This window comes from Sphingomonas adhaesiva (genome assembly GCF_036946125.1).
In the GTDB taxonomy this organism is placed as follows: Bacteria; Pseudomonadota; Alphaproteobacteria; order Sphingomonadales; family Sphingomonadaceae; genus Sphingomonas; species Sphingomonas adhaesiva_A.
The window spans coordinates 1659433-1675320 of the sequence record NZ_JAQIJT010000002.1 but is presented as its reverse complement, the minus strand read 5'-3'; the positions used below and the strand labels follow the sequence as shown (position 1 = coordinate 1675320).

General features: G+C 70.5%; 11 protein-coding genes, 1 tRNA gene and 1 riboswitch. Of the genes, 6 read left to right on the top strand and 6 right to left on the bottom strand.

Annotated elements, in window-relative coordinates:
* Positions 1-21: 21 nt before the first annotated feature.
* Together cobN and cobW are read right to left on the bottom strand one after the other, a co-directional pair.
* Complete coding sequence (gene cobN / locus PGN23_RS14225; RefSeq protein ID WP_335303627.1) at positions 22-3297, bottom strand: cobaltochelatase subunit CobN; 3276 nt, start codon at positions 3295-3297, stop codon at positions 22-24.
* Positions 3298-3304: 7 nt separating this feature from the next.
* Positions 3305-4342 carry a cobalamin biosynthesis protein CobW gene (gene cobW, locus PGN23_RS14220; RefSeq protein ID WP_335303626.1) on the bottom strand — a complete coding sequence of 346 codons (1038 nt, stop codon included), beginning with the start codon at positions 4340-4342 and terminating at the stop codon, positions 3305-3307.
* A 167-nt stretch (positions 4343-4509) separates the two neighbouring features.
* Positions 4510-4735: riboswitch (cobalamin riboswitch) on the bottom strand.
* Positions 4736-4928: 193 nt separating this feature from the next.
* On the opposite strand from cobW, the gene PGN23_RS14215 reads away from it, so the two are divergent.
* Both PGN23_RS14215 and PGN23_RS14210 read left to right on the top strand, forming a co-directional pair.
* Entirely contained in the window at positions 4929-7103 is a 2175-nt protein-coding gene (locus tag PGN23_RS14215) for a TonB-dependent hemoglobin/transferrin/lactoferrin family receptor (RefSeq protein WP_335303625.1), read from the top strand.
* Between the two features lie 13 nt (positions 7104-7116).
* Complete coding sequence (locus tag PGN23_RS14210) at positions 7117-8091, top strand: DUF6607 family protein (protein ID WP_335303623.1); 975 nt, start codon at positions 7117-7119, stop codon at positions 8089-8091.
* Between the two features lie 98 nt (positions 8092-8189).
* Here the strand turns inward: PGN23_RS14210 and PGN23_RS14205 are convergent.
* The 3 genes from PGN23_RS14205 to PGN23_RS14195 all read right to left on the bottom strand — a co-directional run bounded on the left by PGN23_RS14205 (position 8190) and on the right by PGN23_RS14195 (position 10049).
* Positions 8190-8263: transfer RNA gene (locus PGN23_RS14205), tRNA-Gly, on the bottom strand.
* A 56-nt stretch (positions 8264-8319) separates the two neighbouring features.
* Complete coding sequence (locus PGN23_RS14200; RefSeq protein ID WP_335303621.1) at positions 8320-8646, bottom strand: hypothetical protein; 327 nt, start codon at positions 8644-8646, stop codon at positions 8320-8322.
* Between the two features lie 14 nt (positions 8647-8660).
* Positions 8661-10049 (bottom strand): L,D-transpeptidase family protein, encoded by a 1389-nt coding sequence (locus PGN23_RS14195; protein ID WP_335304610.1) that lies wholly within the window; start codon positions 10047-10049, stop codon positions 8661-8663.
* Positions 10050-10341: 292 nt separating this feature from the next.
* Here PGN23_RS14195 and PGN23_RS14190 point away from each other — a divergent pair, with 292 nt between their 5' ends.
* Positions 10342-11142: a tyrosine-protein phosphatase gene (locus PGN23_RS14190; RefSeq protein ID WP_335303620.1), complete on the top strand. Its 801-nt coding sequence runs from the start codon at positions 10342-10344 to the stop codon at positions 11140-11142.
* Positions 11143-11371: 229 nt separating this feature from the next.
* Here PGN23_RS14190 and PGN23_RS14185 read toward each other — a convergent pair whose 3' ends face one another.
* Entirely contained in the window at positions 11372-12241 is an 870-nt protein-coding gene (locus tag PGN23_RS14185) for an alpha/beta fold hydrolase (RefSeq protein ID WP_335304609.1), read from the bottom strand.
* 106 nt (positions 12242-12347) lie between these two features.
* Here PGN23_RS14185 and PGN23_RS14180 point away from each other — a divergent pair, with 106 nt between their 5' ends.
* From PGN23_RS14180 to PGN23_RS14170, 3 genes are all read left to right on the top strand, one after another.
* Positions 12348-13139 carry a metallophosphoesterase family protein gene (locus PGN23_RS14180; RefSeq protein ID WP_335303619.1) on the top strand — a complete coding sequence of 264 codons (792 nt, stop codon included), beginning with the start codon at positions 12348-12350 and terminating at the stop codon, positions 13137-13139.
* 140 nt (positions 13140-13279) lie between these two features.
* Complete coding sequence (locus PGN23_RS14175) at positions 13280-15553, top strand: ribonuclease R family protein (protein ID WP_335304608.1); 2274 nt, start codon at positions 13280-13282, stop codon at positions 15551-15553.
* Positions 15554-15563: 10 nt separating this feature from the next.
* Positions 15564-15869 (top strand): hypothetical protein, encoded by a 306-nt coding sequence (locus PGN23_RS14170; protein ID WP_335303618.1) that lies wholly within the window; start codon positions 15564-15566, stop codon positions 15867-15869.
* Positions 15870-15888 lie beyond the last annotated feature (19 nt).

Below are 15888 nucleotides of genomic sequence, written 5' to 3'. Positions count from 1 at the left end.
GGCACCAGCCGCGGATAATGCTCATACCGCACCGTCCAGTCGCGACAGGATCGAATTGCGCCGCGTCCGCCACAGCCCCGCGGCATGCAGGGCGGCGAAGCGCGCCTCCATCGCCGCCAGCGCCGGCGGATTGGTGGCGGCGAGGAAGGCGCGAACGTCTTCGGACCCCAAGGTGGCGTCGAAATACAGGTCGAACGTTTCCGGGCTCACCGCATCGGCGAGGTGCGCGAACGTGCCGAGATGGTCGAGCGTCGCCGCCATCTCCGCCGCGCCGCGAAAGCCGTGCCGCATCATTCCCGCGATCCAGCCGGGGTGCGCGGCGCGGGCCCGCACCACGCGCGCGATCTCCTCGCCCAAGGTCCGCGCGCGCAGGCGCTCCGGGTCGGCGGCGTCGAGGTGATAGGCGCTCGCGGTGCCTCCGGTCAGCGCGCGCGCTGCGGCGAATCCGCCCTCGTGCGCGGCGTAATCGGCGGCGAGCAGCAGGTCGGTCTCGGGCAGGTCCTGCACGTGAACGAAGGCGTCGGCGCTCGCGACGCGGGCACGCAGGGCAGCCGGGTCGGCCCGTTCGACCGGCGCGTCGAGGACATAGGCGGAGGCGGCGAGCCATGCCTCGCCCGCGGCGCGCCGTGCCGCGGCGGTATAGGTGTCGGCGGCATCGCCCAGTCCGACGCCGTAGCGGCCCGGCGCGGGGCCGAAGACGCGCGGCGTGACCGGCCGGCCGACGAACGGGTTCAGATCGGCAGGCTCGTCGCGCGCGGCGAGTGCGCGTATCGCCTGTCCGAACATCGTGCCCAGCAGCGGAAAGGCGTCGCGGAACAGCCCGGATACGCGCAGCGTCACGTCGATGCGCGGGCGGTCGAGCCGCATCAGCGGCAGGATCTCGACCCCGGTGACGCGCTCCGACCCCATGTCCCACACCGGCTCCGCGCCGAGCAGGTGGAGCGCCATCGCGAATTCCTCGCCCGCGGTGCGCATCGTCGCCGATCCCCACAGGTCGACCACCAGCCCGCGCGGATAGTCGCCGTGATCCTGCAAGTGGCGGCGGATCAGTTCCTCGGCGAGCGCCATGCCCTGCCGATGCGCCGAGCGGGACGGCACCGCGCGCGGGTCGGTCGTGAACAGGTTGCGCCCGGTCGGCAGCACGTCGCGCCGTCCGCGCCACGGCGAGCCGGACGGGCCCGCGGGCACGCGCCTCCCGTCCAGTGCGGCCAGCAGGCCCGCACTCTCCGCGGCGCCGTGCTCGCCCCGCCCGAACACGTGCAGCCCGTCGCCGAAGCGGCTGTCCTTCACGTCGCAGACGAAGGTGTCGATGCGGGTGATCGCCTCCGTATCGGACGGCGCGCGATCGAGGTTCAGCGCCGCCTCCAGCCCCAGCGCGCGGGCCTCGTCGCGGATGTCGTCGCGAAGCCGCCGCCGCCGCGGAGGATCGAGCCCGTCGGCGCTGGAAAACTCGTCGAGCAGCGCCTCCAGCCGTCCCAGCCCGGCACCGGCGCCCGTCCGCTCCAGCGGCGGAGGAACGTGGCCGATCGTGACGGCACCGATGCGGCGCTTCGCCTGCGCGGCCTCGCCCGGATCGTTGACGATGAAGGGGTAGACGACCGGGAGCGCGCCGGTCAGCGCCTCCGGCCAGCAGGCGTCGGACAGCGCCACCGCCTTGCCCGGCAGCCATTCGAGCGTGCCGTGCGCGCCGATGTGGACCAGCGCGTGGGCGTCCCGCTCGTCACGCAGCCACAGGTAGAAGGCGACATAGGCGTGGCGGGGGCAGCGGGAGAGGTCGTGATAGTCGTCGCTACGCGCGGCGGGGCGGCCCCGCTCGGGTTGCAGCGCGACGATGCCGTCGCCGAGGGCGATCGCGGTGAAGCGGAAGCGGCCGTCGGCGACGGCGGGATCGTCCTCAGGCTCACCCCAGGCGGCGGCCAGATCGGCCCGCAGCGCAGCGGGCAGTCGCTGCACGGCGGCGCGATAGTTCGCGACGGGCCATTCGAGCGTCCGCCTGGCCAGCAACGCCGGAAGATCGGCGGGGCAGGGGGGAAGCGCATAACCCGCCGCGCGCAGATCGTCGACGATGGCCGCCAGCGAGGCGAAGGCGTCGAGGCCGACCGCATGCGCCATCTGCTGCGTCTTGCAGGGATAGGTGGACAGGACGATCGCCAGTCGTCTCGCCGGCGCCGGCGTGCGGGCGAGCGCGATCCACCCGTCGATGCGGGCGACGGTCGCGGCGATGCGCGCCGGGTCGGCGCGGTGGACGCGGGGGGAGAATTGCAGCGCGGGGTCGCGCTCGTCGGCGTCCTTGAAACTGACCACGCCGGCGAAGACGCGCCCGTCGACCTCCGGCAGGACGACGTGCATCGCGAGATCGGCGGGTGACAGGCCGCGCGGCGCACCGGCCCATGCCGCCCGGTCGGCGGTGGCGAGCGCGACCTGGAATACCGGCACGCCCGCGATGTCGAGCGGGGTGTCGTCGGCGGCGTCGCGCGCCGAGAAGGCGGTGGCGTTGACGATCGCCACCGGGGCCAGCGCCGTCACCCAGCGCCGCAGCCAGCCCGCGGCCTGCGCGTCCTTCAACGAGGGGGCGAACAGCGCCAGCACGTCATAACCACGCGCCTCGAACCCGCGCTGCAGGGCCGCGACCGGATGGCAATCCGCGGCGGTCACATAGGAACGGTAGAAGACGATCAGGACAAGCGGCCGCGCCGCCACAAGCGCGACGGCGGCCGGGCAGGCGATGCCCGCCTCCGCCTGCCAGCCGCCGACCGGGGCGAGCGCGCGGGTGGCGGCGAACGGCGCCACGTCATAGCCCGCCGCCCTCGCGACGCCGGTCAGCGCCGCGCGCATCGCCGCCGCGCCGCCGAGGTCGCACCATTCGGCCAGTCTCCGCAGCGTATGCACCGCCACGGTGGACGCCGCGTCGAGCCGCTCGTCGGGGCGTCCGTCCGCCGGGATCACCGCCAGCGCGATACCCCGGCGACGGGCGAGCGCCTCCACCTGTTGCAGCCCGTAGCTCCAATAGCCCGCACCGCCGATCAGCCGGATCAGGATGCCGCGCGCACCCGACAGGGTGCGCTCGACATAGGTATCGACCGACAGGGGGTGGGTCAGGTCGGACAGGTTGGCGACTCGCAGGCTCGGCAGCGCCCCCGCGTCCGCGCCCGGCACGGCCTCGCGCCACCCGGCGGCGAACGCCGCCAGGTCGCTGTCGGAGAACGACAGAACCACCAGGTCGGCGGCGTCCTGCCCCAGGTCCCGGGGCGACGCGCTCTCCTCCAGCCCGCGGGTCTCGCGGAATACGACGTGCATCGCGCGCTCAGCCGTGCAGCGCGGTCCGTACCACCGCGGCGTTCAGCCGGTCACGCTCGGCGATCACCACCAGCCGGGTGGCGCGCGGCTCCCCCGCCCTCCAGGCGCGGTCGTAATGGGTGCGCACGCGCGCGCCGACCGCCTGCACCAGCAACCGCATCGGCTTGCCCGCGACCGCGGCATAGCCCTTCACGCGCAGGACGTCGCCGGTTCGGCCCAGTGCCTCGATCCGGGCGGCGAGGTCGTCGGGCACCGCGATCTCGCCCAGGTCGATGACGATGCTGTCGAAATCGTCGTGTTCGTGATCGTCCTCGCCATCGTGGTGCGAGGGGCGCGCGGCGATGTCGTCCTCTGCCGCCGCGCCGATGCCGAGCACGACGTTGGGGTCGATCACGCCATCGGTCAGCTCGATCACCGGCAGCGCGCGCGGTGTTTCCGCCGCGATCACCCCCCGGGCAGCCGCGATGCCGTCGGTCCCGGCGAGGTCGCATTTGGTCAGCAGCACCATGTCCGCGCAGGCGAGCTGGTCCTCGAACACCTCCGACAGCGGGGTTTCGTGGTCGATGCCGGGATCGGCCGCGCGCTGCGCGTCCAGCGCGGTCACGTCGGGGGCGAAGCGACCCGCCGCCACCGCCTCCGCATCGGCCAGCGCGATCACGCCGTCGACGGTGATGCGCGATCGGATCGCGGGCCAGTCGAACGCCTTCAGCAACGGCTTGGGCAGCGCGAGCCCCGACGTTTCGATCAGGATGTGGTCGGGACGCGGATCGAGCGCCAGCAGCGTCTCCACGGTCGGAATGAAGTCATCGGCGACGGTGCAGCAGATGCAGCCGTTGGCGAGCTCGACGATGTTCTCCGCCGGGCAATCGGGGATCGCGCAGCCCTTCAGGATGTCGCCATCGACCCCCAGCGTCCCGAATTCGTTGACGACGACCGCCAGCCGGCGGCCGCCGGCCTGGCGGATCAGATGGCTGATGAGCGTCGTCTTCCCCGCGCCCAGAAAGCCGGTGACGATGGTGACGGGCACCTTGGACAGATCGGACATACGTTTCCCCCGGCGCGTGCAACGACCGGCAGGGACCGACATGTCGCACGGCGCGAGCCCGGCGGGGCGCCGATAGCCCTCCGCACCACGCACCGATGCGGCCCCCGCCACACAGGTTCGTCGCTCAGACGGAGAACCGTGCCGCGGCCATCCCCTGGACCGAAGCAAGAGCGACCATATCGCCGGCAGGTCTCCTGGCTTGCGGGTCAAAGCTGGGGTGTCGCCTTCCCAGGGGGCATCCGCAGATGCTCTCCCAGTGGCCGCTCCGATGCGGAGCATGACGCCTTCGCTCACCGCTCACAGTTGCAGGGACAGCCGCGGATTTGGGGGAGGTCCCCCGCACCGCATTCCCATTCAAGCCCCTCGCGGGGCACCGGCGCGATCATCGAAAGCCGCAACGGCTTTCGAGCCGTTCCTTAACGCGGCGTCGCAGAATTGCCAATTCCGATTGAGCCTCTCGCCGTCGAATGTGCGCACGGTGGCGCACGACATTTCCATAGACTAATGCGAGTCACTAGCATTTGACGTTGCAGATCGGGCTTTTGTCTCTTAATGCGACTGCGAATCATTAATGAATGGGGGTTGCATGTTGCTGACGCTCGCGGCGATGATCGCGTTATCGGAGCCCGCCGCGCCGGGCGACGCGCCGGCGGAGGCGCGGGACATCGTCGTTACCGCAACACGCGCGCCGATCGAGGCGCAGGACGCGCCGGTCACCGTCTCGGTCAAGGACGCGGACGAGATCGCCGAGGAGCTGGCGACCGACATCAAGGACCTGGTCCGCTTCGAGCCGGGGATCAGCGTTCGTCGTGCCCCGGCGCGTTTCGGCGCGGCGCAGGGCGTGACGGGGCGCGCCGGCAACGAGGGGTTCGTCGTGCGGGGCATCGGCGGCAACCGCGTGCTGATCCAGGTCGACGGCGTACGCGTGCCTTACGGCTTTAGTTTCGGAGCGCAGGATGTCGGACGCGGTGATTACGTCGACATCGGGCTCATCAGGTCGGTCGAATTCCTGCGCGGACCCGCTTCGGCGCTGTACGGCAGTGACGGACTGGCGGGCGCGGTCAGTTTCACGACCAGCGATCCGGCCGATATTCTCGGGGCGAAGTCCTTCGGCGGGTCGCTGCGGACGCAGTATAATTCGGCCGACGACGAGTTCACCCAGTCGGCGGTGGTGGCGGGACGAACGGGCGCGGTGTCGGCGATGCTGGCCTATACCCGCCGTGACTTTTCCGAGCTGAAGAACAAGGGCGATGTCGAGGGCACCGGCGTCACCCGCACCGCGCCCAATCCGCAGGACGGACAGGCCAACGCGTTGATGGGCAAGCTGGTCTGGGACGTCGCGCCCGGCCAGCGTCTGCGCGCCACCGGCGAATATCTCGACAACCGGCTGGCAACCGACGTGCTGACCGGCATCAACGCCAGCGTGGCGGGATCGCAGGCGCGCGATACCGGCAAGCGCTGGCGCGGCGCGCTCGACTGGACCTATGACGGCATTGGTATCGTCCAGTTTGCGCGGGCGGCGGTCTATGTTCAGGACGCCGCGAACCGCCAGTTCAGCGCCGAGGATCGCCGCACGTTGGCCGACCGCACCCGGCTCAACACGCTGGAGAACCGGGTCTATGGCGGCTCGGGCGAGGTGCGGCTGGGCTTCACGACCGGCGGGATCACCCATCGGCTGGTCACGGGCGCGGACGTCAGCGTCCTGCGCCAGCGGGGATTGCGCGACGGCACGGTGCCGCCTGCGGGCGAGACGTTCCCGACACGCGCGTTTCCCAGCACCGACTTCACCCTGGCCGGCGGGTTCCTAGGCGATGAGATCGGGCTCGGTCCGCTGACGCTTCACCCGGCGCTGCGCTACGACTGGTACCGCCTGTCACCCGAGCGCGATCCGCTGCTCCCCGGGTTCGCCGGGGCGAGCCAGTCTGCCGACCGGGTCAGCCCGCGCGTCGGCGCGGTGCTCGCGCTCGCCCCGACCGTGCGGCTGTTCGCCAGCTATGCCCGCGGCTTCCGCGCGCCGGAGCCGGGGCAGATCAACCAGTTCTTCTCGAACCTCGCCTTCGGCTATACCTCGGCCCCCAACCCGAACCTGCGGCCCGAAACCAGCGAGGCGATCGAGGCGGGCCTGCGCCTGAACAGCGAAGCGGTCGACCTGTCGGCCAGCGTCTTCCGCGCCGATTATCGCGACTTCATCAGCCAGGAGGTGGTGAGCGGCGCCTTCACCCCGACCAATCCGGCCGTGTACCAGTTCATCAATCTGGACCGCGCCAAGGTGAAGGGTGCCGAGGCGCGCCTGGATGCGCGCGCGGGAAACGGCCTGACCGGACAGCTCGCCATTTCCTATGCCGAGGGCGACCAGATCGCGCCCGACGGCACGGCCAAGCCGCTGTCGACGGTCGATCCGCTCAAGCTGGTGATGGGCGTGGGTTGGCGCGAGCCCGGCGCCGGCCGCTTCGGTGGACAGCTCATCATGACGCACAGCGCGCGCAAGGCGGCCCAGGACACGAACGGCCTGTGTGCCAGCACCTGTTTCCGGCCCGACGCCTTCACCATCCTCGACGCCACCGTCTTCGCCCGGCTGACCGATGCGCTGACGTTGCGCGCAGGCGTCTTCAACCTGACCAACGCCACCTATGCCTGGTGGTCCGACGTGCGCGGCCTGTCGGTGCCGCGACCCTTGCCGGCCGGCGCGGCCGATGTGCCCCCGGTCGCCTTCACCCAGCCGGGGCGCAACGCCAGCGCCTCGCTCACCTTTCGCTTCTGACAGGACAGACATCATGAAGAACTCTTCGATACTGATCGTCGCGGCGCTCGCGCTGCTGCCCGTGCCCGCGCTGGCCGACGGTCCGGTCAAGCAGACCGCCGCCGAGGCGCTGGCGGCCAAAGCCGCTGACCGTGCCGAGATCCTGGCGATGGCAGGCAACTATAAGGTGCACTTCGACATGCAGGAGACGACGCCCTGGGTGGCCGGCTATACGCCGCTGGAGCGCAAGATCTCTGGCGGGAACGAGGTGGTGCGAGTGATTGAGGACACGCCCGATCACATCGCGCTCCAGCACCTGCTCGTCGTCGAGCATGACGGCAAAACCCATGTCATCAAGCATTGGCGTCAGGACTGGGATTATCAGCCCGCGCGCGTGCTGGTCTATGCGGGACAGGGCAAGTGGGTGTGGGAGGCGGTGCCCGAGCGGATGCGCGCCGGGCGCTGGTCGCAGACCGTGTATCAGGTCGACGACAGCCCGCGCTATGCCGGCTGGGGCCAGTTCGAGACGCAGGCGGGCGTCCGCCGCTGGCGGTCGAACTGGACGTGGCGCCCGCTGGCACGCCGCGATGCGGTGCGCCACCCGGTCTATGACCGCTATTTGTCTATCAACCGACACCAGCCGACGCCGACCGGCTGGATCCACTGGCAGGACAATACCAAGATGGCGCTGAAGGACGGCAAACCGGAGCCGATCGTTCAGGAGTCGGTGCTCAACACCTATGAGCGGTTCGACGGCTATGACGTGAAGGCCGCCGAGGATTACTGGGCGAAGACCAAGGGCTATTGGGCCGCGGTTCGTGCGGACTGGACCCGCATCGCCGACACCAGGGGCGGCATCGCGATCCCGGAGGAGGCGGAGACCGGCACCGTCATCAGCGGTCGGCTGCTCGCGATCGCCGACGCCATCCAGGCGGGCAAGACGACCGTTGCGGCCGGATCGGCCGAGGCACGCGCCTTGATCGACAGCCGCACCACGCCGGTCGGCTGATGGTGGTGCGTGCGGGGCGAGGGGGCGTGAAACATGCAGTCTCACCGCAATCGCACCGCAGCCATTTTCCGCAATGGTCAGAAAATGGCGGAAAACCATGGAGCGGGTGAAGGGAATCGAACCCTCGTCGTAAGCTTGGGAAGCTTCTGCTCTACCATTGAGCTACACCCGCATCTCGCGTGCGGCACGGCCCTGCCATGGCGGGGCCGTGGCCGTCAACGGGTAAGATCACTTCTGCTTCGCGGGCGCCTCGTCATCCACGCCGTCGCGCTGCGCGCGGGCGGTCATGCCGGTGATCGAGGCGTCGTCGAGCACCTGCTCGTCGGGGGCGGGGGCTTCCTCGGGCGGGAGGTCGACGACGTTCTGCGTCACATTTTCGACCGGCGAGGGTTCGGGCAGCGGCGCGGGCTCGGCGGGAAGGGCGTTGGCGGCTTCCGCCGGCATCTCGACATTGGTCTCGACCGCCTCGTCGGGTTGCGAGCGCGAGCAGGCGGCCAGCGTGGCCGTGGCGATGGCGGCGGCCAGCAGCAGCCCGCGGGCGGGAAACGTCTTCACGATCTTGCGTCCTTTCACTTCGCCGCCAGCGCCTGCGTCGCGGAGCGCCGTTCGACCAACGATGCCAGCCTCGCGTCCCAGGTATAGGGATCCTCGCGGAAGCCGACCTCGCCCTTCTGGTTCGCGAACGCGGTCCAGTAAAGCAGATAGACGCTGACCGGATCGGCCATCTTCGCGCGCACGGTCTTGCCGGCATCGACCGCGGCGTCGATCTGCGGCGGCTGCCAGTCGGGGGTGGTGCGCATCAGCAGCTTGGCCAGTTCGGCGGGCTTTTCCAGCCGGACGCAGCCGTGGCTCGACAGGCGGTCGAAGCGCGAGAAGCCGGACTGCGCGGGCGTGTCGTGCAGATAGACAGCGAAATCGTTGGGGAAGTCGAACTTGAACCGCCCCAGCGCGCTCTTCTCCGAGGATTGCTGGAGCCGCTTGCTGCCGTCGCCATTGTCGATCACGCGAAAGCCGTTGCGCTTCAGATAGCCCGGGCTGGCGCGTTCCTTGGGCCACAGTTCCTTGGTCGCGATCGACGTCGGCACGTTCCACGGCGGGTTGATGACGATGCTGTTGATGCGGCTGATGAGCATCGGGGTCTCGTTGCCGGGGCGCCCGGTCACCGACTTCATCGACATGGTGGGGGTGTCGCCGTCGAACACGGTCAGCACCGCCGCGGCGATATTGACCTGAACGCGGCGCGGATCGAGCTCCGGCGGCAGCCAGCGCCAGCGCTCCATATTGGCCATGATCTGACGGATGCGGCGCTCGACGGGCACGTTGAGCGCGGCGAGCGTCTGCGCGCCGACCTGCCCGGCGGGGTTGAGGCCATAGCGGCGCTGCGCGCGGCGCACCGCCTCCAGCAGGCCATCGTCGAAGCGGTCGCCGGTGCGCGCGACCTGCGGGTCCTCGACCGCCAGCCGCTCGCGCAGGCGCGCGACGGCCGCACCGCGCTCGCCGTAGTTGACGGTGCCGGTCAGCATCGGCCAGCCACCCGCGGCGGCGATGACGCGATAGCGCTCCAGCCCCTCCACCAGCGTGTCATAGCCGACATAAGGCGGCGGGAGCGAGGCGATCCAGGCGTCGAGCCGGTCGCGCGCGACCGCATCGGCAAAGGCGGGAAGCGGGTCGTAGGCGCGCGGCCGGATGCCCCAGTCCTTCTGGAAATCCTCCGGCATCAGCCGTCCCGTGCGCACCGCGCGGGCATGGTCGAGCGCGGTACGCACCAATGCCGCGTGATCGCGGGTCGACAGGTCGGGCGGGGTGCCGACGCGCAACCCCTGCTTCACCTCGTCCGCGGCGATCAGCTTCGCGAGTTGGCGCGCCTGCGCATCGGAAAGCGTGGGTAGCGGCGTGGCGGGGGGCGCGACCGCCAGCGGTGGCGGCGGCGGGGTGACGGTGGGGACGGGTTGCGGCATGCCCTGGGGCGGGGTTTGTGCCACCACGGCGGCGGACGTCGCCGCCAGTCCGGCCACGATGGCCGCGCGCCATCCGCGATTCCGTGCCCTAACCCCCGAAACGATCACGCGATCATGCTCCCTCTGGTGCCACTCGATCCTGCGCTTGGCGTATCGAACCCTGCGCTGCGATGAATGGATGGCACGCGATATGGGTCCGGCGGAAGGGGCCTGCCACGCCGCGATGCGCAAAAAGTCATGGTTCGTGCGCGTATTGCGTGGCACGGCGCGGCGCGAAACCAGGGAGATGGCGATGACCGTACTCGATCGCGCGGACGAGGGCCGGGTGCAACCGCTGGAGGGCGTGCACAATTTTCGCGACTATGGCGGCTATCGCGTCGCGGCCGGGACGCTGAAGCGCGGGCTGTTGTTCCGATCCGGGCAGCATGCGGGCGCCGGGGCGCAGGATCTCGACCGGATCCATGCGCTGAATCTGCGCACGATCGTCGATCTGCGCGGCGATGCGGAGCGCGCGGCGATGCCCTGCGCGCGGCATCCGGAGTTCGGCGCCGAGGTACTGTTCGCGCCCGGCGAGACCGCGGGGATCGAACTGGCTCCGCACGAGGAGGCGGGCGCGGGCATCGCGACCGGGGAGGAGGCGCGCGCGGCGATGACGCGGCTGTACGAGAACATGCCGTTCCGCCCCGTGCTGGTGAAGAGCCTGCGCCTCTATATTGCCGCGCTGGCCGACGGGGAGGGGGCGAGCCTGGTCCATTGTCTGGCGGGGAAGGATCGCACCGGGCTGGCGGTCGCGCTGGTCCACGACCTGCTGGGCGTCCACCCGGACGACATCATGGCCGACTATCTGCTGACCAACACGGCGGGCAACCGCGAGGCGCGCATCGAATCGGCGGCGGCGGGAATCCGCGACCGCTACGGTGCGGCGATGAGCGACGAGGCGATCGTGACGCTGATGTCGGTCGAGGCGGCCTATCTGAACACCGCCATGGCGGCGATCCGCGCGCGCCACGGCAGCGTGGCCGATTATGCGCGCGACGTGCTGGGCGCGGACGATGCGTGGCGCGGCAAGGTTGAGGCGCGGCTGGTGGAGTGAGCGCGCCGGGAGGCTTTAGCTGTTCGCCGGCGAAGGCGGACCGCTGCAACAGGCCCCGCATCCACGCCGTGCTATTGCGCAGGCAGGAGCCCAGGGCCAGGCAAAACAACGCTGTGTGGGACGCGCAACCCTGGGCTCCTGCCTACGCAGGAGCACGGTGCACATTTCGCAACGGTCCGGCCTCCGTGGGAAATAGGGGCGGCTTCGCATTCCCGCCGCGGACGGGCGTTCAGAGAAACGCGTCGAGTTCGGTCATGAAGCGATCGAACTGATCGTGATGGAGCCAGTGGCCCGCATTCTCGAACTCCACCACGCGCGCATGGGAGAAGTGGACGATGCGGCCGTCCTTCTCCGGATTGGAGGCCCAGCTGTCGGCGCCGTACAGCAGCAGCGTGGGGCAGGTGATCGCCTGCCACAATTGCTCGATGTCCGCCTGCGGGATGTCGGTGAAGGGCCAGACGTTGAGGTGATTGTCGAACTTCCAGCTCCACGTTCCGTCCTCGTTGCGGTTCATGCCGTGGATGGTCAGGTGGCGTGCCTGCTCGTCGGTCAGATAGGCGTTCTCCGCCTGCATCCGCGTCAGCGCATCCTCGAACGTGGCGTAGCGCCGGGGCAGGCGGCCGGCGGCGGCGCGCTTGTCCGCGATCCACTTGCGCCAGCGGTCGGCGAACGGCGTCTGCGCGCGCTCGGCCAGCACCCTGGGGCTGGGGCCGAGCCCCTCGATCGCGACCAGCTTCGCCACCGTTTCGGGAAAGAGGCCGGTATAGCGCAGCGACACGTTGCCGCCGAGCGAATGGGCGACGATCGTGACCGGCCCGGCGTCCAGCTGATGTACCAGCTGCGCGAGGTCGTAGACGAAGCCGTGCGTGTCGTAGGTGCCGTCGGGCGACCATTGGCTGTCGCCGTGACCGCGCAGATCGGGGGCGATGACGTGGAAGCGGTCGCGCAGCCGCTCCGCCACCCAGTCCCAGCTGCGGCAATGATCGCGCCCGCCGTGTACCAGCAGCAGCGGCGGCGCGCCCGCATTGCCCCAGTCGGCGTAGTGCAGCCGCAGCCGCTGCGAGATGAAGGCGTGCGAAGTGGGGCCGGTGAGCGTCATGCGCGCCAAGAAGCGCAACCTCGACCTGTGCGTCAAGGGATGCAGCCGACCGGCCGCGCGCGCGTTGGCGGTTGAACCGTGCGCGATCCTGCGCTCTGGAGGGCGCATGACCAAGCTGTTCCACGTAAGCGACGTCCATTTCGGGGCGGAAGATCCGGCCGCGATCGCATGGTTCAGCGAGCGGGTGGCGGCGGAAAAGCCCGATGCGGTCATCATGACCGGCGACCTGACGATGCGGGCCACCAAATCGGAGTTCGAGGACGGCGGCGCGTGGCTTTCGGCGCTCGGCGTGCCGGTGACGCTGGAAGTCGGGAACCACGACATTCCCTATTACTGGGACCCGATCCGGCGCCTGTTCTCGCCCTATTCGCGCTATGCCGCGGTAGAGCGGATGATCGAGCGGCCGCTGGACGTGGCGGGAATCACCGTCGTCCCGCTGAAGACGACCGCGCGCGCGCAGTGGCGCTGGAACTGGTCGAAGGGGAAGGTGAGCAGCGGATCGCTGCGCCGCGCGCTGGCGATCATCGCCGCGGCGCCCAGGGATCACCTGATCTTCGTCGCGGGGCACCATCCGCTGATCGAGGGGCCGGTGAAGGGCACCGCGCGGACGCGTAACGGCGATACGGCCCTCGCCGCGCTGGCGCGGGCGGGGGCGCATGCGGTGCTGTCGGGACATGTCCACGATCCCTTCGACATCCCGGTGGCGCGCGACGACTGGCAGATCCGGCTGATCGGCGCGGGGACGCTGTCGAAGCGGACGCGCCATTCGCCGCCGGCGTTCAACGAGATCCGGGTGAACCCCGACCGCACGTTCGAGACGCTGGTGCGAACGCTGTCGGACGAACCGAAGCATCGGATCAGCGAGACGACGGCCGCCATGCCGTCACCCCGGACCTGATCCGGGGCCCCGCTTTCGCGCAGCGGTGGTGAAGAAGCGGGACCCCGGGTCAAGGCCGGGGTGACGGGAGGGGCGGGACATCCTATCTGCACCCCGTGCCCAAGAAACCAACGCCCGGCCTGCCCACGCGCCAGCAGATCATGGACTTCATCGCCTCGTCCGACAAACCGGCGGGCAAGCGCGAGATCGCGCGCGCCTTCGGGCTGAGCGCACAGGAGAAGATCGCGCTGAAGGCGTTGCTGAAGGACATGGGCGACGAGGGGCTGATCGACAGCGCGCCCGGTCGCGCCTTCCACGCGGCGGGGGGTGTGCCCAAGGTGACGGTGCTGCGCATCGTCGACGTGGACGAGGGCGGCAACGTCTGGGCCACGCCGGAGCGGTGGGAGGCGGACGTGCCCGCGCCGCGCCTGCGCGTGCGCGAGCGGAAGCGCGGCGCGCTGGGTGTCGGCGAGCGTGTGCTGGCGCGGACCGAGGAGACTGGCCACGGCTGGACCGCGCATCCGATGAAGGTGCTGGCGCCCGCATCCGAGCAGATGATCGGCGTGCTGCGGCGCGAGGGGGAGCGGCTGTGGCTGCAGGCGGTCGACAAGAAGGAGCGGCGTGAGTTTCCCGTATCGGACGCCGGCGATGCGGAGGCGGGCGATCTGGTGCTCGCCGAGAAGGCCGGACGGCCGCCGCGCGTGACCGCGCGCGTGGTGCAGCGGCTGGGCGATCCGTTCGCGCCGCGCAGCTTCTCGCTGATCGCGATCCACAAGCTGGGGATCCCCGACACCTTCGCGCAGGAGACGCTGGACGAGGCCGCGCAGGTGGCGCGCCAGCCGCTGGGGGAGGGGCGCGAGGACCTGACGCACCTGCCGATCGTCGCGATCGACCCTGCGGATGCGCGCGATCACGACGATGCGGTGTGGGCCGCGCCCGATGACGACCCGGCGAACGCGGGCGGGTGGAAGGCGATCGTCGCGATCGCGGACGTCAGTTTCTACGTCCGCCCCGGCTCGGCGCTCGACCGCGAGGCGCGCGCGCGCGGCAATTCGGTCTATTTCCCCGATCGGGTCGTGCCGATGCTGCCGGAAATCCTGTCGGCGGACGTGTGCTCGCTCAAGCAGGGCGAGGATCGTGCGGCGCTGGCGTGCCACCTGCAGGTGACGAAGGCGGGGGCGCTGACGTCGTGGCGCTTCACGCGCGCGGTCGTGCGGCTGGCGGCGAACATCGCCTATGAGGATGCGCAGGCGGCGATCGATGCGCTCCTCCCCGAGCTTGCTCGGGGAGGGGGACCGCGGCCGGAGGCCGTGGTGGAGGGGCAGGTGCGGGGCGACCCCTCCACCGCCGGCTTCGCCGGCGGTCCCCCTCCCCGAGACAAGCTCGGGGAGGATGTGCTGGTGCCGCTGTGGGACTGCTGGCGCGCGCTGGCGACGGCGCGCGACAGGCGCGAGCCGCTCGACCTCGACCTGCCCGAGCGGCGGGTGGTGCTGGACGAGAAGGGGCGGATCATGTCGGTGAGCCCACGCGAGCGGCTGGATGCGCACCGGCTGATCGAGGATTATATGATCGCGGCCAACGTCGCCGCGGCGAAGGCGCTGGAGGCGAAGAAGGCGCCGGTGATGTACCGCGTCCACGAGCCGCCCGCGCGCGAGAAGCTGGTGGCGCTCAAGGACTATCTGGCGACGTTCGAGGTGGCCTTCGCGCTGGGGCAGGTCGTCAAGCCGGCGACCTTCAACCACATCCTCGAGCGTGTCGGCGACGTGCCGTACCGCCCGGAGATCATGGAACAGGTGCTGCGCACGCAGACGCAGGCCTATTATGCGCCGCTCAACCACGGCCATTTCGGGCTGGCGCTGGGCAGCTATGCGCATTTCACCTCGCCGATCCGCCGCTATGCCGACCTGGTGGTGCACCGCGCGCTGGTCTCCGCCTATGCGCTGGGGCCGGGCGGGCTGGCGGGGAACGAGGATTTCGAGCGCGCAGGCCAGGTCATCAGCCAGCTGGAGCGCCGCGCGATGGAGGCGGAGCGCGAGACGATCGACCGCTATGTCGCGGCGTTCCTGGCGGAGCGCGTCGGCGAGATCGTCGGGGCGCGGATCACCGGCGTGACCAATTTCGGCTTCTTCGCGACGGTCGACGGGATCGGAGGCGACGGATTGATGCCGGTGCGCGACCTGGGCGGCGAGTATTTCCGCTACGAAGAGGGCGCGCGGCGACTGGTCGGCGAGCACAGCGGCGAGGTCTATGCGCAGGGACAGCGGGTGGAACTGCGGCTGGCGGAGGCGAACCCGGTGTCGGGCGCGCTCCGCTTCGAGCTGCCCGAGGGGCGCTACGGCGGCGCGGCGCGCGATACCAGCCGACGCGAGGCGCCGCGCGTGCTCAAGCGGCGCGGGCGTCCGGCGAACATCAGGCATCAGGGCCGCAAGCGGTAGGGGTTGGAGCATGTCGGGAACGGTGATGGCGACGCTGGCGGCGCGCGCGCGCAAGCGGATCGAGTGGCATTTCGTCTCCGCCGGGGCGACGCGAAAGGACGCGGCGATCGCGTTCGCGCGGCCCGAGGGGCGGATCGAGCGGCGTGTGTTCGACCGGATGCTGGCGTTCGGCGTGGTCGAGAAGACGCCGGAGGGAAAATTCTGGCTGGTGGAGAAGCGGGTCGGCGACTTCCGCAAGGAATCGCTGGCGCGGGTGCTGGGGATGCTGGCGGTCGCAGGGTTCGCCGCGGCGGGCGCGATGGTGATCGGGGGGTAGTCGCGCCGCTGCCGTTCAG